This window comes from Kitasatospora sp. NPDC054795 (assembly GCF_053611565.1).
In genome coordinates, this window is record NZ_JBSHAP010000137.1 from 1 (window position 1) to 24,592 (window position 24,592).

The 24,592-nt window shown below is 76.3% G+C and carries 2 protein-coding genes; both read left to right on the forward strand.

All coding sequences use genetic code 11. The features are described from left to right. A partial coding sequence (locus tag ACWGJO_RS34575) for an SDR family NAD(P)-dependent oxidoreductase (protein ID WP_452189710.1) occupies window positions 1-10,169 on the forward strand: 10,169 nt, incomplete at its 5' end. Between the two features lie 16 nt (window positions 10,170-10,185). Further along, the coding region (locus ACWGJO_RS34580) for a type I polyketide synthase (RefSeq protein ID WP_452189711.1) at window positions 10,186-24,592 on the forward strand (14,407 nt) is incomplete at its 3' end.

Below are 24,592 nucleotides of genomic sequence, written 5' to 3' on the forward strand. Positions count from 1 at the left end.
TGGTGCTGGGGACCTTGCGTCGTGGGGAGGGCGGCCCGGCGCAGGTGTTGCGTGCGGTCGGCCGTGCCTGGGAGTGCGGGCTGGGGGTGGACTGGTCGGGTGCGTTCCCGGGGGCGCGGCGGGTCGAGCTGCCGACGTACGCCTTCCAGCGCACCCGCTACTGGCTGACGGCCCCCGCCGCCGTCCCGGCCGCCCCCGCCGAGGACCGCTGGGGCGACCCGGAACTGCAGGACCCCGCCCAGCTCGCCGAGACCCTCGGGGTCGGCCGGGAAGCCCTGGACGAAGTCCTGCCCGCACTGGCGACCTGGCGCTCCGTCAGGAACCGTGAACGGAGGGCGGAATCCTGGCGTTACCACGTTGCCTGGGTGCCCCTGTCGGTCGCGCCGGCGGACGGCCTCTCCGGTCGCTGGCTCGCCCTGCGTCCCGAGGGCGATGACGCGGCGGCCGTCCTGGACACCCTCGGCGAGGCCGGAGCCGACATCCTCCCGTGCGTCGTCGACGATCCGGGCGCGACCCGCGAACAACTGGCCGCCCTGCTCACGAGGACCGCCGGGGAGCAGCCGATCGCCGGCGTGCTGTCCCTGCTGTCCTGGGAGGAGCGCCCCCATCCCGACCACCCCGACCTGCCCGGTGGTCCGGCGCTGACCCTCGCGCTGGCCCAGGCGCTGGAGGACGCGGGCATCCACGCCCGGCTCTGGACGCTGACGAAGGGAACGGCGGTCCTGGGCGGCGCGGAGCGGCCCGGACACGTCGGTCAGGCCGCGTCCGCCGCCCTGGGCCGGACGCTGGCACTGGAGCACCCGCATCGCCGCGGCGGTCTGATCGACCTGCCCGAGGTGCTGGACGTACGGGCCGCCCGCCGCTTGTGCGCGGTGCTCGCGGGAACCGCGGCCGACGAGGAACAGGTGGCGGTGCGCTCCACCGGGGTCCACGGACGCCGTCTCCGGCCCGCGTCGTCCGTGCCGCCGAAAGCCCGTCAGGGTGGCGCGGCCGTGCGGAAGCGGCTGCGATGGCAGGGCACGGTCCTCGTCACCGGTGGCACCGGTGGCGTCGGCTCGCACACGGCGCGCTGGCTCGCGGGCCAGGGCGCGGAGCGGCTGCTGCTGGTCAGCCGCCGCGGTGCCGACGCACCCGGTACGGACGCGCTGCGGACGGAACTGACGGCGCTGGGCGCCGAAGTGGCCTTCGCTGCCTGCGACGTCGCAGACCCGGCCGCACTGGCGGCGCTGATCGCCGACATCCCGGCGCGATACCCGCTGTCCGCCGTCATCCACGCGGCAGGCGTCCTCGACGACGGTGTGCTCGACGCGCTGGACCCCGCGCGGCTCGCCGTGGTGCTGCGCGCCAAGCTGACCGCCGCCCGGAACCTGCACGAGGCCACCGCGGGTCTCGACCTGTCGGCCTTCGTGGTGTTCTCGTCCGTGATGGGCGTCGTGGGCAACGCCGGGCAGGGCAACTACGCGGCGGCCAACGCGGCCGTCGACGCACTCGTCGCCGCCCGCCGGGCCGCCGGGCTGCCCGGCACGTCCGTGGCCTGGGGCGCCTGGGCCGGGCCGGGCATGCTGGCGGACGAGGTCGCCGCACGGCTGCGGGACTTCGGCATGCCGGTGATGGAGCCCGAAACGGCCGTCACCGCGATCGGCCGGGCACTCGCGGAGGACGATGAGCTGGTCGTGGTCGCCGATGTCGACTGGAGGCGCTTCACCACGGGCAGGGGCCGGTGGACCGCGGCCCTCCTCCACGGGATACCGGACCCGGCTGCCGAGAGGCCCGTCCCGGATGCCACCGCACCGTCGGCGGCCCGGGAAGGCGGCGACTCCGCCGACGCCCTGCGGCAGCGGATCGCCGTACTGCCGCGCCACGAGGACCGGGTCAGGACCCTCGCCGAACTGGTACGCACCCACGCGGCGACGGTCCTGCGCCACCCCGACGTCGACACGGTCCAGCCCGGAAAGGCGTTCTCCGCGCTCGGCTTCGACTCGCTGACGGCGGTGGAGCTGCGCAACCGGCTCGCCGCCGTCACCGGACTGGCCCTGCCCGCCACCGTCCTGTTCGACCATCCCACACCGTCGGCACTGGCCGACCGGCTGCTCGCGGACCTGGACCTGCCGGACGCCGCGAGCGGCACCGCCGGGCCCGCCGGCTCCGTCGATGCCGGGGCGAGCCGGGCGGCGGCACCCGGCGGCAACGAGCCGATCGCGATCGTCGGCATGGGCTGCCGCTTCCCCGGCGGGGTCGCAGGGCCCGAGGACTTCTGGCACCTGCTCTCGAAGGGCACCGACGCCGTCGGCGACTGGCCGTCGAACCGGGGCTGGGACACCGAGGGGCTGTACGACCCCGACCCCGACCACGCCGGCACCACGTACAGCATGCAGGGCGGCTTCCTGCACGACGCCCCCGAGTTCGACGCGGAGTTCTTCGGCATCTCGCCGCGCGAGGCCCTGGCCATGGACCCGCAACAGCGGCTGCTCCTGGAGACCGCCTGGGAGGCGGTCGAGGGCTCCGGGCAGGACCCGACCGCGCTGAAGGACCGGCAGGTCGGCGTCTACATCGGTACCAACGGCCAGGACTACTCCGCGCTGCTGCAGGGCGCCGAGGGCGTGTCCGAGGGCCATCTGCTGACCGGGAACACGGCCAGCGTGCTGTCCGGGCGGCTGTCCTACGTCCTCGGCCTCCAGGGACCCTCGCTCACCGTCGACACCGCGTGCTCCTCGTCGCTGGTGGCGCTCCACCTGGCCGTGCAGGCACTGCGGCGCGGCGACTGCGAGCAGGCCCTCGCGGGCGGGGTGACGGTGATGAGCACCCCGCGGCTCTTCGTGGAGTTCAGCCGTCAGCGCGGGCTCGCCGCCGACGGACGGTGCAAGGCGTTCTCGGCGGACGCGGACGGCACGGGGTGGGGCGAGGGCGCCGGAGTGCTGCTGCTGGAGCGCCACAGCGACGCCCTGCGCCACGGCCACCCCGTACTCGCGCTGATCAGCGGCACCGCCGTGAACCAGGACGGCGCCAGCAACGGGCTCACCGCCCCCAACGGCCCGTCCCAGCAGCAGGTCATCCGCGCCGCGCTGGCCGACGCCGCGCTGCGCGCCGACCAGATCGACGCGATCGAGGCCCACGGCACCGGCACGAGGCTCGGCGACCCCATCGAAGCGCAGGCGCTCCAGGCCGTCCACGGGCCGGCGCGCCCGGCGGACCGGCCGCTGTGGCTCGGCTCCGTGAAGTCGAACATCGGGCACACCCAGGCGGCGGCCGGGGTGGCCGGGGTGATGAAGATGGTGCTGGCCATCCGCCACGGCGAACTGCCGGGAACCCTGCACGCCGGGACGCCGAACCCGCACGTCGACTGGTCCGACGGTGCCGTCCGCCTGCTCACCGCGCACACCCCGTGGCCGGAGACCGGGAACCCGCGCCGGGCAGGCGTGTCGTCGTTCGGCATCAGCGGCACCAACGTGCACGCGATCATCGAGCAGGCACCGGCCGTCGCGGTCGCGCCCGCCCCGGAGCGGACCGACACCTCGGCCGTGCCCGCCCCGGACACCGCCACGACGGCCACCGCGCGCCGGGCCGCCCCGCCCGTGCCGCTGCTGCTCTCGGCCGGCACACCGGAGGCCCTGCGGGCACAGGCCGGCCGGCTGGTGAGCCGGCTCGATGCCGACCCGGACGCCGAACTGGCGGACGTCGCCTACTCGCTCGCCACAGGACGGGCCCCGCTCGAACACCGGGCCGCCGTCCTGGGACGGGACCGGGCATCCGTCCGACGCTCGCTCACCGCACTCGCGCGCGGCACGGCAGCGGGCCACCTGCTCACCGGAGGCGCCGTACGCTCCGGCCGGACCGCCTTCCTCTTCCCGGGACAGGGCAGCCAGCGGGCCGGAGCCGGCGCGCAGCTCTACCGCGACGACCCGGTGTTCGCCGACGCCCTCGACGAGGTGCTGACCGGCCTGGACCCGCACCTCGACCTGCCCCTGCGCGACATCCTGTTCGCCGAGCCCGGAACCCCCGGTGCGGCGCTGCTCGACCGCACCCGGTACACCCAGCCCGCGTTGTTCGCCCTGGAGACGGCGCTGTTCCGGCTCGTGCAGCACTGGGGTGTGCGGCCCGACCTGCTGATGGGGCACTCCATCGGCGAACTCGCCGCCGCCCACGCGGCGGGCGTGCTGGACCTGCCCGATGCCTGCGCGCTGGTAACGGCCCGGGGCCGGCTGATGGACGAACTGCCCGAGGGCGGAGCGATGGTGGCGGTGGAGGCCACCGAGGAGGAAGTGCACCAGGCCCTGCTGGACGGCCGCACCGGGCACTCCCGCCCGGAGACGGAAGCGGACCGCGACCCGGGCCGGGACGCGGTGGACATCGCCGCCGTCAACGGGCCCACCTCCGTGGTCCTGTCCGGTGACGCGGACGCGGTGCTGCGCCTGGCCGGGGCGTTCCGCTCCCGCGGACGGCGCACCCGCCGGCTGAGCGTGAGCCACGCGTTCCACTCCGCCCGGATGGACGGGATGCTCGACGCGTTCCGGGACGTGGCCGAGTCGCTGACCTACCACGCGCCCGGCATCGAGATCGTCTCCAACCTGACCGGGCGCACGGCCACGGCCGCGGAACTCCGTTCCCCCGAACACTGGGTGCGCCACGTCCGGGGCACCGTGCGCTTCCTGGAAGGGGCCCGCCGGCTGCGGGCCGAGGGCGCGACGACGTACCTCGAACTCGGACCGGGCGGCGTGCTGTCCGGCATGCTGCACGCCTGCCTCCCCGACGCCACCCCCACCCCCAGCGGCCCCGACGGTCCCGGGACGGTGCCGCTGCTGCGCGACGGCCGCGGCGAGCCGGACGCGGTCCGCACCGCACTCGCCTCGCTGCACCTGCGCGGCGTGGCGGTGGACTGGTCGGCGGGCTGGAGCGGCACCGACGTGCGGCGGGTCGACCTGCCCACCTACGCCTTCCAGCGCAGGCGCTTCTGGCCGGTGGCCGCGCCGGACCCGGCCCCCGCCGCCCGGCGCTCCCGCCGGGAGACCGAGGCCCCCGCCGGCCCCCGCCGCTACCGCATCGCATGGGAGCCGCTCACCGCGCCCGCGGAGCCCCGCCTCTCCGGCCGCTGGCTGCTCGTCACCCCGGACGGACCCGGTGCCGAGGGCACCGCACTCGCCTGCGAACAGGCGCTCGCCGGACACGGCGCCGACGTGGCCGTGATCCGGGTCGGGGCCGCCGCCGAACGCGCCGAACTGGCCTCGCTGCTACCGGAGTTCGGCTCCTTGGAGGGCGTCCTGTCGCTGCTGGCCCTGGCCCGGGACCCCCGCCCGGGCCTGCCGATGCTCGACGCCTGCCTGACCGGGACCCTGCTGCTGCTCCAGGCCCTGGGCGACAGCGGCATCGACGCACCCCTGTGGTGCGCCACCCGCGGCGCGGTGGCAGCCGACGGCACGGAGGAGGTCCGCCCCGAGCAGGCCCAGGTGTGGGGCCTGGGCCGGGTGGCGGCACTGGAGCACCCGCTGCGCTGGGGCGGCCTGGTCGACCTGCCGGACCTGCTGGACGGGCCCGCGCTGGACGGGCTGTGCGCGGTGCTGGCCGGACGGGACGGCGAGGACCAGGTGGCCGTACGCGCGCCCGCACTTTTGGGCCGTCGGCTCGTCCCCGCGCCGGAGCCCGCGACACCCGCGCCCGCACCGTGGACGCCGCGCGGCACGGTCCTCGTCACCGGCGGCACCGGAGGCCTCGGCGCCCAGGTGGCGCGCTGGCTCGCGGAGCGCGGCGCGGAACACCTCGTCCTCCTCGGCCGGCGGGGCCCCGAGGCCCCCGGAGCCGACGCGCTGGTCGACGCCCTGGCGGCGCTCGGCGCCCGGAGCACCCTGCTGGCCTGCGACGTCGCCGACCGCACCGCGCTGGAGCGGGTCCTGGAGCGGCTGCGCGACGAGGGCGACACCGTACGGGCCGTGGTGCACACCGCCGGACTCACCTCGGACACCGCGCTGATGGACTGCACGCTCGAAGAACTGGCCCGGCGGACGGCGGCCAAGACGTGCGGCGCGGCCCACCTCGACGCCCTGTTCGAAGACCGCCCGCTGGACGCCTTCGTGCTGTTCTCCTCGATCTCGGGCACCTGGGGCAGCGGCGGCCAGGGCGCCTACGCGGCAGCCAACGCCTACCTGGACGGCCTCGCCGCGGCGAGGCGCGGCCGGGGCCTGACGGCGACCTCGGTGGCCTGGGGCCCCTGGGCCGGCGCGGGCATGGCCGAGGGCGCGGTCGGCGACGGCCTGCGCCGCCACGGGCTGGTGCCGATGGCCCCGGCAGCGGCGCTCTCCGCGCTCGGCCTGGCGCTGGCCCTGGACGAGGGCGAACCGGTCGTCGCCGAGCTGGACTGGAGCCGCTTCGCGCCCATCTTCGGCTCGGTCAGGGACAGTGCGCTGCTGCGCGGCCTGTCGGCCGCCCCGGAGCCCCGGGCGGCGGACGGCGACCCCGCGGACGCGGACACCTCCGCCGGGTCCGGATCCGGCACGGGCGGCGACCCGTCGTGGCTGCACCGGCTGCACCGACTGAACGAGCCCGAGGGCCGCAAACTGCTGACGGAACTGGTGCGGAGCGAAGCGGCCGCCGTACTGGGCCACGAGTCGGCCGCCGGCCTCACGGCCGACCGCCCGTTCCGCGAGCTGGGCTTCGACTCGCTCACCGCCGTCGAACTCCGCAACCGGCTGGTCGCGGCCACCGCTCTGCCGCTCGCGTTCACCACCGTCTTCGACCACCCGACGGCAGCCGGCCTCGCCGCGCACCTCTTCGCCGAGCTGAGCGGCACCGAACCGGACGCCGACGGCACGACCGGCCCGGCCGCGACGGACTCCGCAGCCGCCGCCGGCGGCGCGGCCGGGCCCGCGGCGGCCGACGAACCCCTGGCGATCGTCTCGATGGCCTGCCGGTTCCCGGGCGGCGTCCGCTCGCCCGAGGACCTGTGGCAGCTGGTGGCCGACGGAGTGGACGCGGTCGCCGCGCTGCCCGCCGACCGCGGCTGGCCGCTGGACACCCTCTACGACCCGGACCCCCTGCACCCGGGCACCTTCTACACCACCGGCGGCGGATTCCTGGACGGCGCGGCCGAGTTCGACGCGGAGTTCTTCGGCATCTCCCCGCGCGAAGCCCTGGCCATGGACCCGCAGCAGCGACTGCTCCTCGAAACCAGCTGGGAGGCACTGGAGCGGGCCGGACTCGACCCCGCGTCGGTCCGCGGCAGCGAGGGCGGCGTCTACGTCGGCGTCGCCGCCCAGGGCTACGGCACCGGCCCGCAGAACCCGTCCGACGAGATCGAGGGGCACCTCCTCAGCGGCACGGTCACCAGCGTCGCCTCCGGCCGCGTCGCCTACACCCTCGGACTCGGCGGCCCCGCCGTGACCGTGGAGACGGCCTGCTCGTCCTCGCTGGTGGCACTGCACCTGGCCGGCCAGGCACTGCGCGCCGGCGACTGCTCGTTCGCCCTGGTCGGCGGTGCCGCGGTGATGGCGAGCCCGGACGTCTTCGTCGAGTTCAGCCGTCAGCAGGGCCTCTCTCCCGACGGCCGCTGCCGCTCCTTCGCCGAAGGGGCGAACGGCACGGGCTGGGGCGAAGGGGTGGGCGTCCTGCTCGTGGAACGCCTCTCCGACGCGCGCCGCCTCGGACATCCGGTCCTCGCCCTCGTGCGGGGCACCGCGGTGAACCAGGACGGTGCCAGCAACGGCCTCACCGCCCCGAGCGGCCCCGCGCAGCAGCGGGTGATCAGGAGCGCGCTGGCCGCGGCGGGACTGTCCGGCGCCGAGATCGACCTGGTCGAGGCGCACGGCACCGGCACCGTGCTCGGCGACCCCATCGAGGCGCAGGCCCTGCTGGCCACCTACGGCCAGGACCGGCCCGCCGACCGCCCGCTGTGGCTGGGGTCGCTGAAGTCCAACATCGGCCACACCCAGGCCGCCGCCGGGGTCGCCGGGGTCATCAAGACGGTGCTCGCCCTCCGGAACGGCGTGCTCCCCGGCACCCTGCACGCACAGGAGGCGTCCAGCCGGGTGGACTGGTCGGCCGGCGCGGTCCGGCTGCTCGCGGACGCCCGCCCCTGGGACGCCCCGGACGCGGATCGGCCGCGCCGGGCCGGCGTCTCCGCGTTCGGCATGAGCGGCACCAACGCCCACGCCATTCTGGAGGAGGCACCCGCCGCCGACGACGCCCTGCTGCCCGAAGGCACGGACGGCGAACCCTCCGAGGACACCGGGACCACCGTCCCGTGGCTGCTCTCCGCCATGACCCCCGCCGCCCTGCGCCGCCAGGCGCGCCGACTGGGCGAGCACCTGCGGGCCGGCCCCGACGCGGGCGCCGCCGCGGCCGCCCGGGCGCTCGCCACCACCCGCCCCGCCCTGCCCTTCCGGGCGGCCGCCACCGGCCGCGACCGCGCTGCGCTGCTCGGCTGGCTGGACGCCCTCGCGGCGGGTGAACCCGCACCCGACGCCGTGCAGGACCGGGCGCGCGGCGGCCGTACGGTCTTCGTCTTCCCCGGCCAGGGCTCGCAGTGGGCCGGCATGGCCGCGGCGGCGCTCGACGCCTCCGCGCCGTTCGCCGCCGCCATCGCCGCCTGCGAACGGGCGCTCGCCCCGCACACCGACTGGTCCCTGACCGAGGTGCTGCGCGGTGCGCCCGGCGCGCCGACGCTCGACCGCGTGGACGTCGTCCAGCCGGTGCTGTTCGCCGTGATGGTCGCGCTGGCCGCGCACTGGCGCGACAGCGGGGTCACCCCGGACGCGGTCGTCGGACACAGCCAGGGCGAGATCGCCGCCGCCCACGTCGCCGGAGCGCTGTCGCTCGACGACGCGGCCCTCGTGGTGGCGCTGCGCAGCCGGGCGCTGCTGAGGCTGGCGGGCCGCGGCGGCATGGTGTCGGTCGCCGCCTCCGCCGAGCGGACCACGAGCCTGATGCCCGCCGGTGGACGCGCGTGCGTGGCCGCGGTGAACGGCCCCGACGCCGTGGTCGTCGCCGGGGAGCCCGAGGAACTGGCCGCCCTGCTCGCGGCCTGCGACCGGGAAGGTGTACGGGCCAGGGCGATCCCGGTGGACTACGCGGCCCACTCGGCACAGGTCGCCGAGATCGAGGACGAACTGCGCGAAGCCCTCACCGGGATACGCCCCCGCGCCTCGGCCGTCCCGCTCTACTCGACGGTGACCGGCGAACCCGTCGCCGGAGAATCGCTCGACGCCGCCTACTGGTACCGCAACCTGCGCGAGCCGGTCGACTTCGTCGGAGCGACCCGCGCCCTGCTCGACGCGGGCCACACCCTGCTCGTCGAGGTCAGCCCGCATCCGGTGCTGCTCGCCGGGATCGAGGCGGTGGCCGCGGAGGCCGGGCGGGAGGTGTCGGCGGTCGGCACGCTGCGGCGCGGCGACGGCGGCCGGGACCGGCTGCTGGCCTCACTGACCGAGGCGTGGGCGGCCGGCGGCGGCCCGGTGGACTGGTCGCCCTGGACGGGGGCCCCCGGGCCGGGCGGCCCGGCACCCGTCCTGCTGCCGACGTACCCCTTCCAGCGCGACCGGTACTGGCTGCCCACACCGGGCCGGACGGCCGCCGCGGCCACCACCGCGGCGCCGGCCGAGGACACTCCGCAGACCGCAGGCGACGAGGACGGCACCCCCGCCGCACGACTGGCCGCCCGGCTGGCCCCGCTGGACCGGCGGGCACGGCGCCAAGCGGTGCTCGACCTGGTCGTCCGGCACGCGGCCGCGGTCCTCGGCCATTCCGGAACCGGTCCGGTGCGCCCGGAACGCGCCTTCTCCGAGATCGGCTTCGACTCGATGCTCGCGGTGCGGTTCAGGAACGCGCTGTGCGAGGCCACCGGGCTGGCCGTCCCGCCGACGGTCGTCTTCGACCACCCGACGCCCGACGCGCTCGCCGACCACCTGGACGCGGAGCTGTCCGCCGCGCCCGAACCGCCCTCGCCGCTGCTGGCCGAGCTGGACCGGCTGGCCGCGCTCCTCGCGGCCGTCCCGCCCGGAGCGGCCGACACCGACGGGGTCGGCGAACGACTGAACGAACTGCTGCGCGGCTGGGGCCGGCGCGCCGGCGCACCGGGCGGCGAGGCGCCACCGCCGGAACCGGTGGACGTCACCGCCACGGCGATGGAAACGGCGACAGCGGACGAGCTGTTCGCCCTGATCGACAACGACTTCGGCAACGCCTGAAAGAGAGCTGGCACTGATGTCCGACGACAAGAAGCTGCTCGACTACCTCAGGCGCGTCACCGCGGACCTCGGTGACGCCCGGAGGCAGCTGCGCGAGGCCGAGCAGGCCCGCCACGAACCGATCGCCATCGTCTCCATGGCCTGCCGCTATCCCGGCGGCACCGACACGCCCGAACTGCTGTGGGACCTGGTCTCCCGGGGCGCCGACGCGATCTCCGCCTGGCCGGTCAACCGCGGCTGGGACCTGGAGGGCCTCTACGACCCGGACCCCGAGCGGCCCGGCACCTCCTACACCCGCAACGGCGGCTTCCTGCACGACGCCGCCGAGTTCGACGCGGAGTTCTTCGGCATCTCGCCGCGCGAGGCCCTGGCCATGGACCCGCAGCAGCGGCTGGCCCTGGAGACCGCCTGGGAGGCGGTCGAGCGGGCCGCGATCGACCCCCGCACGCTGCGGCGCACCGGCACGGGTGTCTTCCTCGGGGCGATCGGCAACGGCTACGGCGCGGGCTCGCGCCACCTCCCCGATGTCCAGGGCCTGCTGGACACCGGGACCGCGAGCAGCGTGGTCTCCGGCCGGATCGCCTACACCCTGGGTCTGGAAGGGCCCGCGGTGACCGTGGACACGGCCTGCTCCTCCTCTCTGGTCGCCCTGCACCTGGCGATCCGGGCCCTGCGGGCCGGCGACTGCACGCTGGCCCTGGCCGGCGGGGTGTCGGTGATGGCGACGCCCGACGCGTTCGTGGCGTTCAGCCGCCAACGCGCGCTGTCGGCCGACGGCCGCTGCAAGGCGTTCGGGGCCGATGCGGACGGAACCGGCTGGGCCGAGGGCGCCGGCGTCCTGGTGCTGGAGCGTTTGTCGGACGCGCGGCGCAACGGGCATCCGGTGCTGGCGGTAGTGCGGGGTTCGGCCACGAACCAGGACGGTGCGAGCAACGGCCTTACGGCGCCGAGCGGTCCGTCGCAGCAGCGGGTGATCCGGGCGGCGCTCGCGGACGCGGGCCTGTCGGCGTCCGAGGTGGACGTGGTGGAGGCGCACGGCACCGGCACCACCCTCGGCGACCCGATCGAGGCGCAGGCCCTGCTGGCCACCTACGGCCAGGACCGGCCCGCCGAACGGCCTTTGTGGCTGGGCTCGTTGAAGTCGAACATCGGCCACACCTCGGCGGCGGCCGGAGTGGGCGGCGTCATCAAGATGGTGCTGGCGATCGAGCACGGCGAACTGCCCAGGACCCTGCACGCGGACCGGCCGACGCCCATGGTGGACTGGTCGTCGGGAGCCGTGGAAGTCCTCTCCGAGGCCCGCGCCTGGGACGACACGGGACGCCCGCGCCGGGCGGGCGTGTCCGCCTTCGGCGTCAGCGGCACCAACGCCCACCTGATTCTGGAACAGGCCCCGGCGGAGGAAGCCGAACCGGTGGCCGACACCGCGGCCGGCGGCGACGCGTACCCGCTGCCCTGGGTGCTGTCGGGGCGCACCGACGAGGCGCTGCGCGACCAGGCGGCCCGGCTGCTGGCACACCTGAGCACCGACCCCGCACCCCTGCGGGCCGCCGACACCGGCCGCGCCCTCGCCCTCACGCGGACCGCCTTCGAACGGCGCGCCGTGGTGGTGGGCACCGACCCGGACCGGCTGCTCGACGGCGTGAAGGCGCTGGCGGAGGGCCGCTCGGTGCCGGGGCTGGTACAGGGTGACGGTGTGTCCTCGGGCGGTTCGGTGCTGGTGTTCCCGGGTCAGGGTTCGCAGTGGGTGGGGATGGCTGCGGAGCTGTTGGCCGAATCGGCTGTGTTCGCGGGGCGGATGGCGGAGTGCGGGCGTGCTCTGGCGCCTTACGTGGACTGGTCGTTGGGGGAGGCGCTGGGTTCGGAGGCGCTGTTGGCGCGGGTGGATGTGGTGCAGCCGGTGCTGTGGGCGGTGATGGTGTCGCTGGCGGAGGTGTGGCGTTCGTTCGGGGTCGTTCCGGACGCGGTGGTGGGCCACTCGCAGGGCGAGATCGCCGCGGCGTGTGTGGCCGGCGGTTTGAGTCTGGAGGACGGGGCGCGGGTGGTGGCGTTGCGTTCCCGTGCGGTGGGTGCGTTGGCGGGCCGTGGCGGGATGGCCTCGCTGCCGCTGCCGGTGGAGGCGGTGCGGGAGCGGATCGCGGGCCGGTTGTCGGTGGCGGCGGTGAACGGTCCGTCGTCGACGGTGGTGTCGGGTGACGCGGACGCGGTGGCGGCGCTGGTGGAAGAACTCGTGGGGGAGGGGGTGCGGGCGCGGCTGATCGAGGTCGATTACGCGTCGCACTCCGCGCACGTGGAGGAGGTCCGCGAGCAGCTGCTCGCCGACCTGGACGGCATCGCACCCCTGCCCGGCACGGTGCCGTTCCTTTCGACGGTGACGGGCGGCTGGCTGGACACGAAGTCCCTGGACGCCGAGTACTGGTACCGCAACCTGCGGGAGACGGTGGAGTTCGGGCAGGCCACGGCGGCGTTGCTGGGGGAGGGTTTCCGGTTCTTCGTCGAGTCCAGCCCGCACCCCGTGCTCACCTTCGGCGTCCAGCAGACCGCCGACGCGGCCGACACCGCCGACTCCGCGCAGGGCCCCGCCGTGGTCGTGGGCACGCTGCGGCGCGGCGAGGGCGGCCTCGACCGCTTCCTGACGTCTCTGGGCGAGGCCCACGCGGGCGGCCTGTCGCCCGACTGGGACCGGGTGTTCGCCGGACACCGTCCGGGCGGCATCTCCCTGCCCACCTACCCCTTCCAGCGTCGCCCGTACTGGCTGGAGGACACCGGCCCCGCGGCGGGCGGTCCGTCCGGAACGTCCTCGGACGGCGACGACTTCTGGGAGGCCCTTGGCGGAGGCGACCTGGACCGGTTCACCACGACCCTGGGGGTGACGCCCGAGGATCCGCTGAACGTGGTGCTTCCCGCGCTCGCCACCTGGCGCACCGAGCGCACCGAGCGTTCGGTGGTCGACTCCTGGCGCTACCGCGTGACCTGGCGGGCCCTGCCCGAGGGTCCCCCGGTCGCCCTGGACGGCAACTGGCTCGTGCTGTCGTCGGACGGCCGGCCCGAGGACGGGGTGCGCCGGTCGGAGACGACCGTCCAGGTCATGGAGCAGGCCGGGGCTTCGGTGGTCCACATACGGATCGCCGAGGCGGAGGCCGACCGTGCCGTGCTGGCCGACCGGGTTCGCGCGTCCCTCGACGCGCTGCCCGGCCCGGTGACGGGAGTGCTGTCGCTGCTCGGCCTCGACGAGCGCCCGCACTCGGCGCACCCCTCCGTCCCGCTGGGCGCCGCGCTCAACCTGGCCCTGCTGCAGGCCCTCGGAGACGCCGGGATCGACGCGCCCCTGTGGTGGGCGACCCGGGGTGCGGTGTCGGTCGGGGGCACGGACACCGGGAGCGCGGTCAGCGCCGCGCAGAACCTGCTCTGGGGTCTGGGCCGGGTCGCCGCGCTGGAGTTCCCGCAGCGCTGGGGCGGTCTGATCGACCTCCCGGAGGTCCTGGACACGGACACCGCCCCGCAGCTGTGCCGGGTGCTGGCCGGCGGTGCCGGGGACGAGGACCAGGTCGCCGTACGGGCCACCGGCTGCCACGGCCGGCGGCTGGTCCGGTCCGCCCTGGGCGACACCGCGCCGCGGCGCAGCTGGCGGCCCGGGGGCACCGTGTTGATCACCGGTGGCACCGGCGGGATCGGCGCGCAGATCGCGCGCTGGCTGGCCCGGCGGGGAGCCGGGCACCTGGTGCTGGTCAGCCGGCGCGGCGCGGACGCGCCGGGTGCGCCGGAGCTCGCCGAGGAACTGGCCGCCCTCGGCACCCGGGTCACCCTGGCCTCGTGCGACGTCGCCGACCTGGAGGCCCTGCGCGCCCTGAAGGACGGCCTCGAACAGGACGGCCACCGGATCGGCACCGTCTTCCACGCCGCGGGCGGCGGGCTGCTGGTGCCGCTGCCCGACACCGACGCGGAGGAGGTCGCCGACACCCTGCACGCCAAGGTCGGCGGGGCCCGGAACCTGGACCTGCTCTTCGACCGGGACACGCTCGACGCGTTCGTGCTGTTCTCCTCCATCTCCGGGGTGTGGGGCAGCGCCGTCCACGGCGCCTACGCCGCCGCCAACGCCTACCTCGACGGCCTCGCCGAGGACCGCAGGAGCCGCGGCCTCGCCGCGACCTCCGTGGTGTGGGGCATCTGGAGCCCCGAGGACGGGGCCGGCGGGATGGCGGCCGAACTGGCGGAGGACACCCTGCGCGGCCACGGCGTGCTCTTCATGCCGCCCGCGGTCGCGATCACCGGGCTCCAGCAGGTCCTGGACCACGACGAGACGGTGGTCGTGGTCGCCGACATCGACTGGGACCGCTTCGCGACGGTCTTCACCTCGGCGCGCCCCAGCCCGCTGATCGGGGAGCTCCCCGAGGTGCGCAGCGCGCTGGCCGCCGAACCGGAGACCGGTGAGGCCGGCACCGGGGGGACGCCCTCGGCGCTGCGCGAGCGGCTGGAGCCGCTCCCGGCGGCCGAGCGGACCCGGGTGCTGGTCGACCTGGTCCGGACCCACGCGGCCGCCGTCCTCGGCCACGACTCGCCGGACGCGGTCGCCGCCGGCCGCGCCTTCCGCGACCTGGGCTTCGACTCCCTGACCGCCGTGGACATGCGCAACCGGCTCAACACCGCCACCGGCCTGCGGCTCCCGGTCACCGTGGTCTTCGACTACTCGTCGGCGACCGCGCTCGCCGGGCGTCTGGAGACCGGACTGCTGGGCGCCGCCGAGGAGCCCGCCGCCGTCCGGCCGCTCCCGTCGGCGGCACCCGCCGCTGACGACGACCCCATCGTGATCGTCTCCATGAGCTGCCGCTACCCCGGCGGCGTCCGCACCCCCGAGGACCTGTGGCGCCTGGTCGCCGACGGGCGCGACGCCGTCTCCGGCCTGCCGTCCGACCGGGGCTGGGACCTCGACGCGCTGTACGACGCGGACCCCGACCGGCCCGGCCGGAGCTACGCCGCCGCGGGCGGATTCGTCACGGACGCGGACCGGTTCGACCCCGGGTTCTTCGGGATCTCGCCGCGCGAGGCCCTGGCCATGGACCCGCAGCAGAGACTGCTGCTCGAAACCTCCTGGGAGGCGATCGAGCGCGCCGGCATCGACCCGGCGTCCCTGCACGGCACCCCGACCGGCGTCTTCGCCGGCGCCTCCTACCAGGGCTACGGCGGCACCCTGCGCGACGTCCCCGAGGAACTGGAGGGCCTGTTCATCGCAGGCATCTCCACCAGCGTCCTGTCCGGGCGGGTCGCCTACCAACTCGGCCTCCAGGGGCCCGCCGTGACCGTGGACACGGCCTGCTCCTCGTCCCTGGTGGCGGTCCACCTCGCCGCGCAGTCGCTGCGCTCGGGCGAATGCGAGCTGGCCCTGGCGGGCGGCGCCACGGTGATGGGCACCCCGCTGTCGTTCACCGGCTTCAGCCGGCAGCGCGGGCTCGCCGAGGACGGGCGCTGCAAGTCCTTCGCCGCCTCCGCGGACGGCTTCGGCATGGCCGAGGGCGTGGGCCTGCTGCTCCTGGAACGGCTCTCGGACGCCCGCCGCAACGGCCACCCGGTGCTCGCGGTGCTGCGCGGCTCGGCGATCAACCAGGACGGCGCGAGCAACGGGCTGACCGCGCCCAGCGGCCTGGCCCAGCAGCGGGTGATCCGCGACGCGCTGGCGAACGCCCGGCTGACGGCCGCCGACGTGGACGCCGTCGAGGCGCACGGCACCGGTACCCGGCTGGGCGACCCGATCGAGGCCGACGCGCTGCTGGCCACCTACGGCCAGGACCGGCCGGCCGACCGGCCGGTGCGGCTCGGGTCGCTGAAGTCGAACATCGGGCACACCCAGGCCGCCGCCGGGGTCGGCGGCATCATCAAGATGGTGCTGGCGATGGGGCACGGCGAGCTGCCGCGGACCCTGCACATCGACCGGCCGTCCCCGAACGTCGACTGGACGGCGGGCGCCGTCTCCCTGCTGACCGAGGCCGCCCCCTGGCCGGAGACGGGACGGCCGCGCCGGGCCGGCGTGTCCTCGTTCGGCCTGAGCGGCACCAACGCCCACGTCGTCATCGAGCAGCCGCCCGCCGAGCCCGAGCTCGCACCCGCACCCGCGCCCGCGCCCGTACCCGGGGCGTCCGCCGTCCCGTGGGTCCTGTCCGGGCGGACCGCCGAGGCGGTGAAGGCCCAGGCGGAGCGGCTGCACGCGTACCTGACGGAGCACCCGGAGCTGTCGTCCGTCGATGTCGGCCACTCCCTGGCCACCACCAGGACCGCCTTCGAGCACCGCGCAGCCGTCGTCGGTGACGACCGCGCGGCCCTGCTGGGCGGCCTGGCCGCGCTGGCCGCGGGAGACCGCGCACCCGGCCTGGTCGAAGGCGTCGTCGCCCGATCGGCCCGGACCGTCTTCGTTTTCCCCGGCCAGGGATCGCAGTGGGCCGGCATGGCCCGGGAACTGCTCGACCGTGCCCCGGCCTTCGCCGACCGGATCGCGGCCTGTGAACGCGCCCTCGCCCCGCACCTGGACTGGTCGCTGCTCGCGGTCCTGCGGGAGGAGCCCGACGCGCCCCCGCTGGACCGGGTGGACGTGGTGCAGCCGGTGCTGTTCGCCGTGATGGTGTCGCTGGCCGAGCTGTGGCGGGCGCACGGGATCGTCCCGGACGCCGTGGTCGGACACTCCCAGGGGGAGATCGCCGCCGCCTGCGTGGCCGGCGCGCTCTCGCTGGACGACGCGGCCCGGATCGTCGCCCTGCGCAGCCGGGCCCTGCTGGCCCTGACCGGACGCGGCGGCATGCTGTTCGTGCCGCAGCCGGTCGAAGCCGTCCGCGAAGCACTGTCCGCCCACGACGGGGCACTCGACGTCGCCGCGGTCAACGGGCCGACGTCGGTGACGGTCTCCGGCGACCCGGCGGCACTGGAACGACTGCGCGAGCAGTACTCCGAGGCGGGCGTTCTGGCCTGGCCGGTCCCCGGCGTGGACTTCGCCGGACACTCGCCCCAGGTGGAGGAGCTCCGGGAGGAACTGCTCACCCTCCTCGGCGGCACCGCGCCGCGGACGTCCGACATCCCGTTCTACTCCACGGTCAGCGGCGGCCCCGTGGACACCCTGGGCCTGGACGCCGCGTACTGGTACGAGAACCTGCGCCGGCCGGTCGAGTTCGGACGGGCGGTCGACGCGCTCATCGCCGACGGACACCACACCTTCGTCGAGTGCAGCACCCACCCCGCGCTGACCGTCTGGCTCCAGGAGGCCGTCGAAGCGGCCGGAGCCGGCGACGGAGCCGTCGTCGGCACCCTGCGGCGCACCGAGGGCGGCCCCGGCCGCTTCCTCGCCGCGCTCACCGAACTCCACGTCCGCGGACTGCCGGTGGACTGGGGCACGGTGTTCGCCGGAACCGGCGCGCGCAAGCAGCCCCTGCCCACCTACGCCTTCCAGCAGCAGCGCTACTGGCTGGACACCACCCCCGGCCGGCCCGCCGACGCCCTGACCGGCACCGACGCCACGTTCGGCGCCGGCCCGGCCGACTCCGGCTTCTGGGAGGCGGTCGACCACGGGGACCTGGACGCCCTCGCCACCCTCCTGCGGGTCGAGGACGGGGAACTGAGGGCCTCCCTCGCCTCCCTGGCACCCACTCTCGCCGAGTGGGCGCGCGGCCGGGCCGGCGACCGGACCGCCGACAGCTGGCGCTACCGGGTCGCCTGGAAGCCCCTGCCGGCATCCGAGCGGCCCCGGCTCACCGGCAGCTGGCTCGTCGTCGCCCCGGCCGGCGCCGCTGAGGACCCGGCCGTCGCGTTCGCCGTGGACTCCCTGCGCGGACACGGCGCCACACCCGTCCTGGTCGAGGCGGGCCCCGACGCGACCGACCGGACCCGGTTCGCCGCACTGCTCCGCGACGCCCACGACAACCCCGACGGGCCGCCCGCCGGAATCCTGTCCCTGCTCGCCCTAGCCGAAGAACCGCACGGCGACGGCTCGGCGCTTCCCCGCGGCCTCACCCTGACGGTCGCACTCCTCCAGGCCCTGGGCGACCTCGGCACCGACGCCCCGCTCTGGTGCGCCACCCGGGGCGCGGTGTCGGTCGGCCGCTCCGACCGGATCGACAGCACCCTCCAGGCCCTGGTCTGGGGCCTCGGCGGGGTCGCCGGTGTCGAGTACCCGCAGCGCTGGGCCGGCCTGGTCGACCTGCCGCGACAGCTCGACGACCGGGCCGCGACCCGGCTCGCCGAAGCACTGGCCGGCCCCGACGGCGAGGACCAGGTGGCGGTGCGCGCCACCGGCCGCTACGGCCGCAGGGTCGTCCACGCCGCACTCGGCGACACCGCGCCCGTACGCGACTGGACGCCCGAGGGCACGGTCCTGATCACCGGCGGCACCGGCGGCCTCGGCGCCCAGATCGCCCGCCGGCTCGCCCGCACCGGCACCGCGCACCTGCTGCTCACCAGCCGGCGCGGCGCACAGGCCCCGGGGGCCGACGCCCTGCTCGCCGAACTGCGCGGACTCGGCGCCGCCGCCACCGCGGTGGCCTGCGACGTCGCGGACCGCGACGCACTGGCGGAACTGCTCGCCGGCATTCCGGCCGAGCGCCCGCTGCGCGCCGTCCTGCACACCGCGGGCGTCCTCGACGACGGGGTGATCGACTCGATCACCCCCGAACGCGCGGCCGGCGTCCTGCGCCCCAAGCTCGACGGCGCACGCAACCTCGACGCGCTCACCCGTGAACTCGACCTGACCGCCTTCGTGCTGTTCTCCTCGCTCGCCGGCACGCTCGGCGGCACCGGCCAGGGCAGCTACGCCGCCGCCAACGCCTACCTCGACGCCCTGGCCCGGCAGCGCCGCGACCTCGGACTGCCCGGCACCTCGGTCGCCTGGGGCCTGTGGGGCGGCGACAGCCTCGCCTCCGGAGCGGTCGCCGAACGGCTGATCCGCGACGGCCTGCCCGCCATGGATCCCGCCACGGCCACGACCGCGCTGCGCCAGGCCCTCGACCACGACGACACGGCGGTCCTCGTCGCCGACTTCGCCTGGGACCGCTTCACCCGGGCGTTCACCGCGCTCCGGCCCAGTGCCGCCCTCGGGGACCTGCCCGAGGTACGGGACGTGCTCGCCGCCGCGGACGGCCCCCGGGGCACGGCCGACGGCGCCGAGCCGCCGGCCCTGCGGCTGGCCGCACTTCCCCCGGCGGAACGGGACCGGGCCCTGCTGGACCTGGTCCGCCGCGAGGTCGCCGCCGTGCTCGGCCACCCCGGGCCCGAGGCGGTGGCACCGGACCAGGCGTTCAAGGAGATCGGCTTCGACTCGCTGATCGCCGTCGAACTGCGCAACCGGCTCGCCGCGGCCACCGGCCTGCGCCTGTCGGTGACCCTGGCCTTCGACTACCCCACGGCCACGGTCCTGGCCGGACACCTGCGCACCGAACTGCCGGGGGCGCCCGCCACCGAGACGTCCGACGCCCCCGGGCAGCCGACCGCGGCCGCCGCGGTGCCCGAGGACGAGGCGATCGCCGTGGTCGCCATGAGCTGCCGCTACCCCGGCGGCGTCAGCACCCCCGAGGAGCTGTGGGAGCTCGTCGCGGGCGGACAGGACGCGATCACCGGCTTCCCCACCGGACGCGGCTGGGACCTGGACGGCCTCTACGACCCGGACCCGGACCGGGTCGGCAGCACCTACGCACGGGAGGGCGGCTTCCTCCACGACGCCGACCGCTTCGACCCGGCCTTCTTCGGGATCTCGCCGCGTGAGGCGCTGACCATCGACCCGCAGCAGCGGCTGCTGCTCGAACTCTCCTGGGAGGCGTTCGAGCGGGCCGGCATCGACCCGCTGTCGCTCAAGGGCAGCGCGAGCGGCGTCTTCGTCGGATGCAGCCACCACGACTACGGGTCGCGCGTCACCGAACCCTCCGAGGAGTTCGAGGGCTACCTCGGCATCGGCAGCGCGGGCAGCGTGGCGTCCGGGCGGATCTCCTACAGCCTCGGCCTCGAAGGGCCCGCGGTGACCGTCGACACGGCCTGCTCCTCGTCGCTGGTCGCGGTCCACCTCGCGGCCCGGTCGCTGCGGGCCGGCGAATGCTCGCTGGCGCTCGCCGGCGGGGTGACCGTGATGTCGACACCGGGCGCGTTCGTGGAGTTCAGCCGGCAACGCGTGCTCGCCGAGGACGGCCGCTGCAAACCGTTCGCCGCCGCCGCCGACGGCACCTCCTGGGCCGAGGGCGCCGGACTGCTCGTCCTGGAACGCCTCTCGGACGCCCGGCGCAACGGCCACCCGGTGCTCGCCCTGGTACGCGGCTCCGCCGTCAACCAGGACGGCGCCAGCAACGGCCTGACCGCCCCCAACGGACCGTCCCAGCAGCGCGTCATCCGGGCGGCCCTCGCCGACGCCGGACTGGCCGCCGGCGAGGTCGACGCGGTGGAGGCGCACGGCACCGGCACCCGGCTCGGCGACCCGATCGAGGCCCAGGCGCTCCTGGCCACGTACGGCCGGGAACGCGGCGCGCAGCAGCCGCTGTGGCTGGGGTCGCTGAAGTCGAACATCGGACACAGCCAGGCCGCCGCCGGAGTCGCCGGCATCATCAAGATGGTGCAGGCCATGCGGCACGGGACGCTGCCGCGCACCCTGCACGTCGACACGCCGACACCCCACGTCGACTGGTCGGCCGGCGCGGTCCGGCTGCTCACCGACGACACCCCGTGGCCGGAGACCGGCCGCCCCCGGCGGGCCGCGGTGTCCTCGTTCGGAGTCAGCGGCACCAACGCCCACACCATCCTCGAACAGCCCACCGAACCGGCCCCGGCCGCCGCCCCCGCGCCGACCCCGGCGACCACCCCCGACACGCCCGCCCTGCCCTGGCTGCTCTCCGCCCGTGGCGCGGACGCGCTGCGGGAGCAGGCCGCCCGGCTGCTCCGGCACGTGGAGCAGGCCCCGACCCTCGCCGTCGCGGACCTGGGCCGCTCCCTGGCGCTGAACCGCAGCGCCTTCGAGTACCGGGCCGCCCTCACCGGCACGGACCGGCAGGCCCTGCTCCAGGGGCTCGCCGCCCTCGCCGCGGGCGAGCCGTCGGCGGACCTGGTGAGCGGTGTCACCGGCCCGGCCGCGAAGACCGCCTTCCTGTTCGCCGGCCAGGGCAGTCAGCGCACCGGCATGGGCGCCGGACTGTACGCGCGGTTCCCGGTCTTCGCCGACGCCTTCGACGCGGTCTGCGCGGAACTCGACCCGCTGCTCGACCGCCCGCTGCGGGAGGTGATCGACGCGGCCCCCGGCGACCCCGGCCACGGCCTGCTGGACCGCACCGAATACACCCAGCCCGCCCTGTTCGCCCTCGGCGTCGCACTCTTCCGCCTCGTCGAGCACTGGGGCGTGCGTCCCGACCGGCTGCTCGGCCACTCCGTGGGCGAGCTGGCCGCCGCCCACGTCGCCGGGGTGTTCACGCTGCCCGACGCCGCGGCGCTGGTGGTCGCGCGGGGACGGCTGATGCAGGCCCTCCCGGCGGGCGGCGCGATGGTCGCCGTGGCCGCCGGGGAGGAGGAGGTGCTGCCGCTGCTCGCGGGCCGCGAGAGCGACGTCGGCCTCGCCGCGGTCAACGGCCCGGCCTCGACCGTGATCTCCGGCGACGCGGCGGTGGTGGACGAGATCGCCGCCGTGCTCGCCGCACGCGGCCGCAAGACCCGACGGCTGCGGGTCTCCCACGCCTTCCACTCGCCCCTCATGGAGCCGATGCTCGCCGAGTTCCGCGCGGTCGCGGCCCGGATCGTCCCGGGGGAGGCCGCCATCCCCGTCATCTCCGACCTGACGGGCGAGCCGGCCACCGCCGAGCAGCTCGGCTCACCGGACTACTGGGTGGAGCACGTGCGCGGCACCGTCCGCTTCCAGGACGGCGTTCGCCACCTGGAGCGCGACGGCGTCACCGCGTTCCTCGAACTCGGACCCGACGGCGCGCTCACCGCCATGGGCCAGGACTGCCTGACCGGCGCCACCGGCAGCCCCGTGCTGGTGCCCCTGCTGCGCAAGGACCGGCCCGAAGCCCCCGCGGCGACGGCCGCCCTGGCCCGGCTGCACGTCACGGGCGTCCCCGTGGACTGGAACGCCGTCCACGACGGCGGCCCGTCCCGCTCCGCCGTCGACCTGCCGACCTACGCCTTCCAGCGCGGCAGCTACTGGCTGCCGGCCGGCCCGGCCACGGCCGGCCTGCCCGCGGCCGGACTGCTGACGGTCGACCACCCACTGCTCGGCGCCGGAACGGAACTCGCGGACTCCGACGGCTTCCTGTTCACCAGCAGGTTCTCGGTCCGCAGCCACCCCTGGCTGGCCGACCACGGCGTCTACGAGGGCGTGCTGTTCCCCGCCACCGCGTTCCTGGAGCTCGCGGTCCGCGCGGGCGACCAGGTCGGCTGCGACCAGGTCGAGGAACTGACCCTGGAGGCGCCGCTGGTGCTCCCGGCGGGCGGAGCCGTCACACTCCAGCTCACCGTCGGAAGCCCGGACGCCTCCGGCACCCGCCCGCTGAGCGTCCACGCCCGGGCCGCCGACGACGGCCCCGACGCCCCCTGGACCCGGCACGCGAGCGGCCTGCTCGGCTCTGCCGCGGCCCCCGAGCCGGCGGACCCGGCGGACCCCGAGGCCTGGCCGCCGCCCGGAGCCGTCCCCCTCGACACGGAAGGCCTGTACGACCGGTTCGCGGGCGGCGGATTCGCCTACGGCCCCGCGTTCCAGGGCCTGCGCGCGGCCTGGCGGCTCGGCGACGAGGTGTACGCCGTCGCGAGCCTGCCGGAGGAGCAGCAGCCGGACGCCGCCGCGTTCGGCCTGCACCCGGCCCTGCTCGACGCCGCCCTGCACGCGCTGGTGTTCGACGTACTGGAGGGACCCGCGCAGGGCTGGCTGCCGTTCTCCTGGAACGGGGTGCGCCTGCACGCCTCCGGCGCCACCGAACTCCGGCTGCGGCTGACCCCCACGGGCCGCGACGCCGTCGCCGTACGGGCGACCGACGCCACCGGGCGGCCGGTGGTCTCGGCCCGCTCCCTCGTCCTGCGACCCGTCTCGGCCGACCGCTTCAAGGCCACCCGCGCCGGACACCACGAGGAACTGTTCCGCCCCGAGTGGCAGGCCCTGCCGGAGCGCGCCGCGACGGGCACCGTCTCCGGCCCGGAGTCCTGGACCGTGCTCGGCACCGGGACGCCCCCGCCCTCCGGCGCCGCGCCGCTCCCCGGCCGTACGGTCGCCGACTTCGCCGCGCTGTCCGCACTGCTCGGCGCGGGCACCCCGCCGCCCCGGCTGGTCCTGGCCGCCTGCCCGCCCGTCCCGGCCCCGCCCGGCACCCTCCGCGACGCGGTCCACGACGGCCTCGGCACGGTCCTCGCCCTGCTGCGCGACTGGCTGGCCGACGAGCGCCTGACCGGCTCCAAGCTGGTCGTGGTCACCGCGGGCGCGGTCCCGGTGACCGGCGACGACGTCCCGGACCCGGCCCTGGCCGCGCTCTGGGGCCTGGTCCGCTCGGCGCAGACCGAGAACCCCGACCGCTTCGTCCTGCTGGACCTGGACGCCCACGACACCCCGCCGGCCGTACTCGCCGAAGCCCTCGCCTCCGGGGAACCCCAGCTCGCGATCCGGGCCGGCGCCGTCCACGTCGCCAGGCTGGCCCGCGTACCGCTGGCCGCCGCCGGGCGCACACCCGGCTGGGGCGGCGACGGAACCGTCCTGATCACCGGCGGCACCGGCGCCATCGGCGCCCACGTCGCCCGCCACCTGGCCGCCGAACACGGCGTCCGGCACCTGCTGCTGACCAGCCGCAGCGGCCCCGCCGCCGACGGCGCGGCCGAACTCCTCGCCGAGCTCGCCGCGCTGGGCGCGCACGCCGAGATCGCCGCCTGCGACGCCGCCGACCGCGACGCCCTCGCGGCCCTGCTGGCCGCCCTGCCCCCCGCGCACCCGCTGACCGGGGTGGTGCACGCGGCGGGCGTCCTGGCCGACGGCGTCGTCGCCACCATGACGCCCGAGCAACTGGACCTCGTCCTGCGCCCCAAGGTGGACGCGGCGATCAACCTGCACGAACTCACCGCCGGCCTGGACCTGTCCGAGTTCGTCCTGTTCTCGTCCATCGCCGGCATCTTCGGCGGCATGGGCCAGGGCAACTACGCCGCCGCCAACGCCTTCCTGGACGCACTGGCCCACCGGCGCCGCGCCGACGGGCTGCCCGGCCGCTCCCTCGCCTGGGGCCTGTGGGCCAACAGCACCGGGATGACCGGCGGGCTCACCGAGGCCGACCTGCGACGGATCGCCCGGGGCGGGATCGTCGCCTTCGACCCGGCCCAGGGACTGGCGCTGTTCGACACGGCCGGCGCCCTCGACGAGCCGGTCGTCCTCCCGCTGCGGCTCGACACCGCGGCCGTCCGCGCCCAGGCCGGCGCCGGCGGCGTCCCCGCCCTGCTGCGCGGACTGGTGC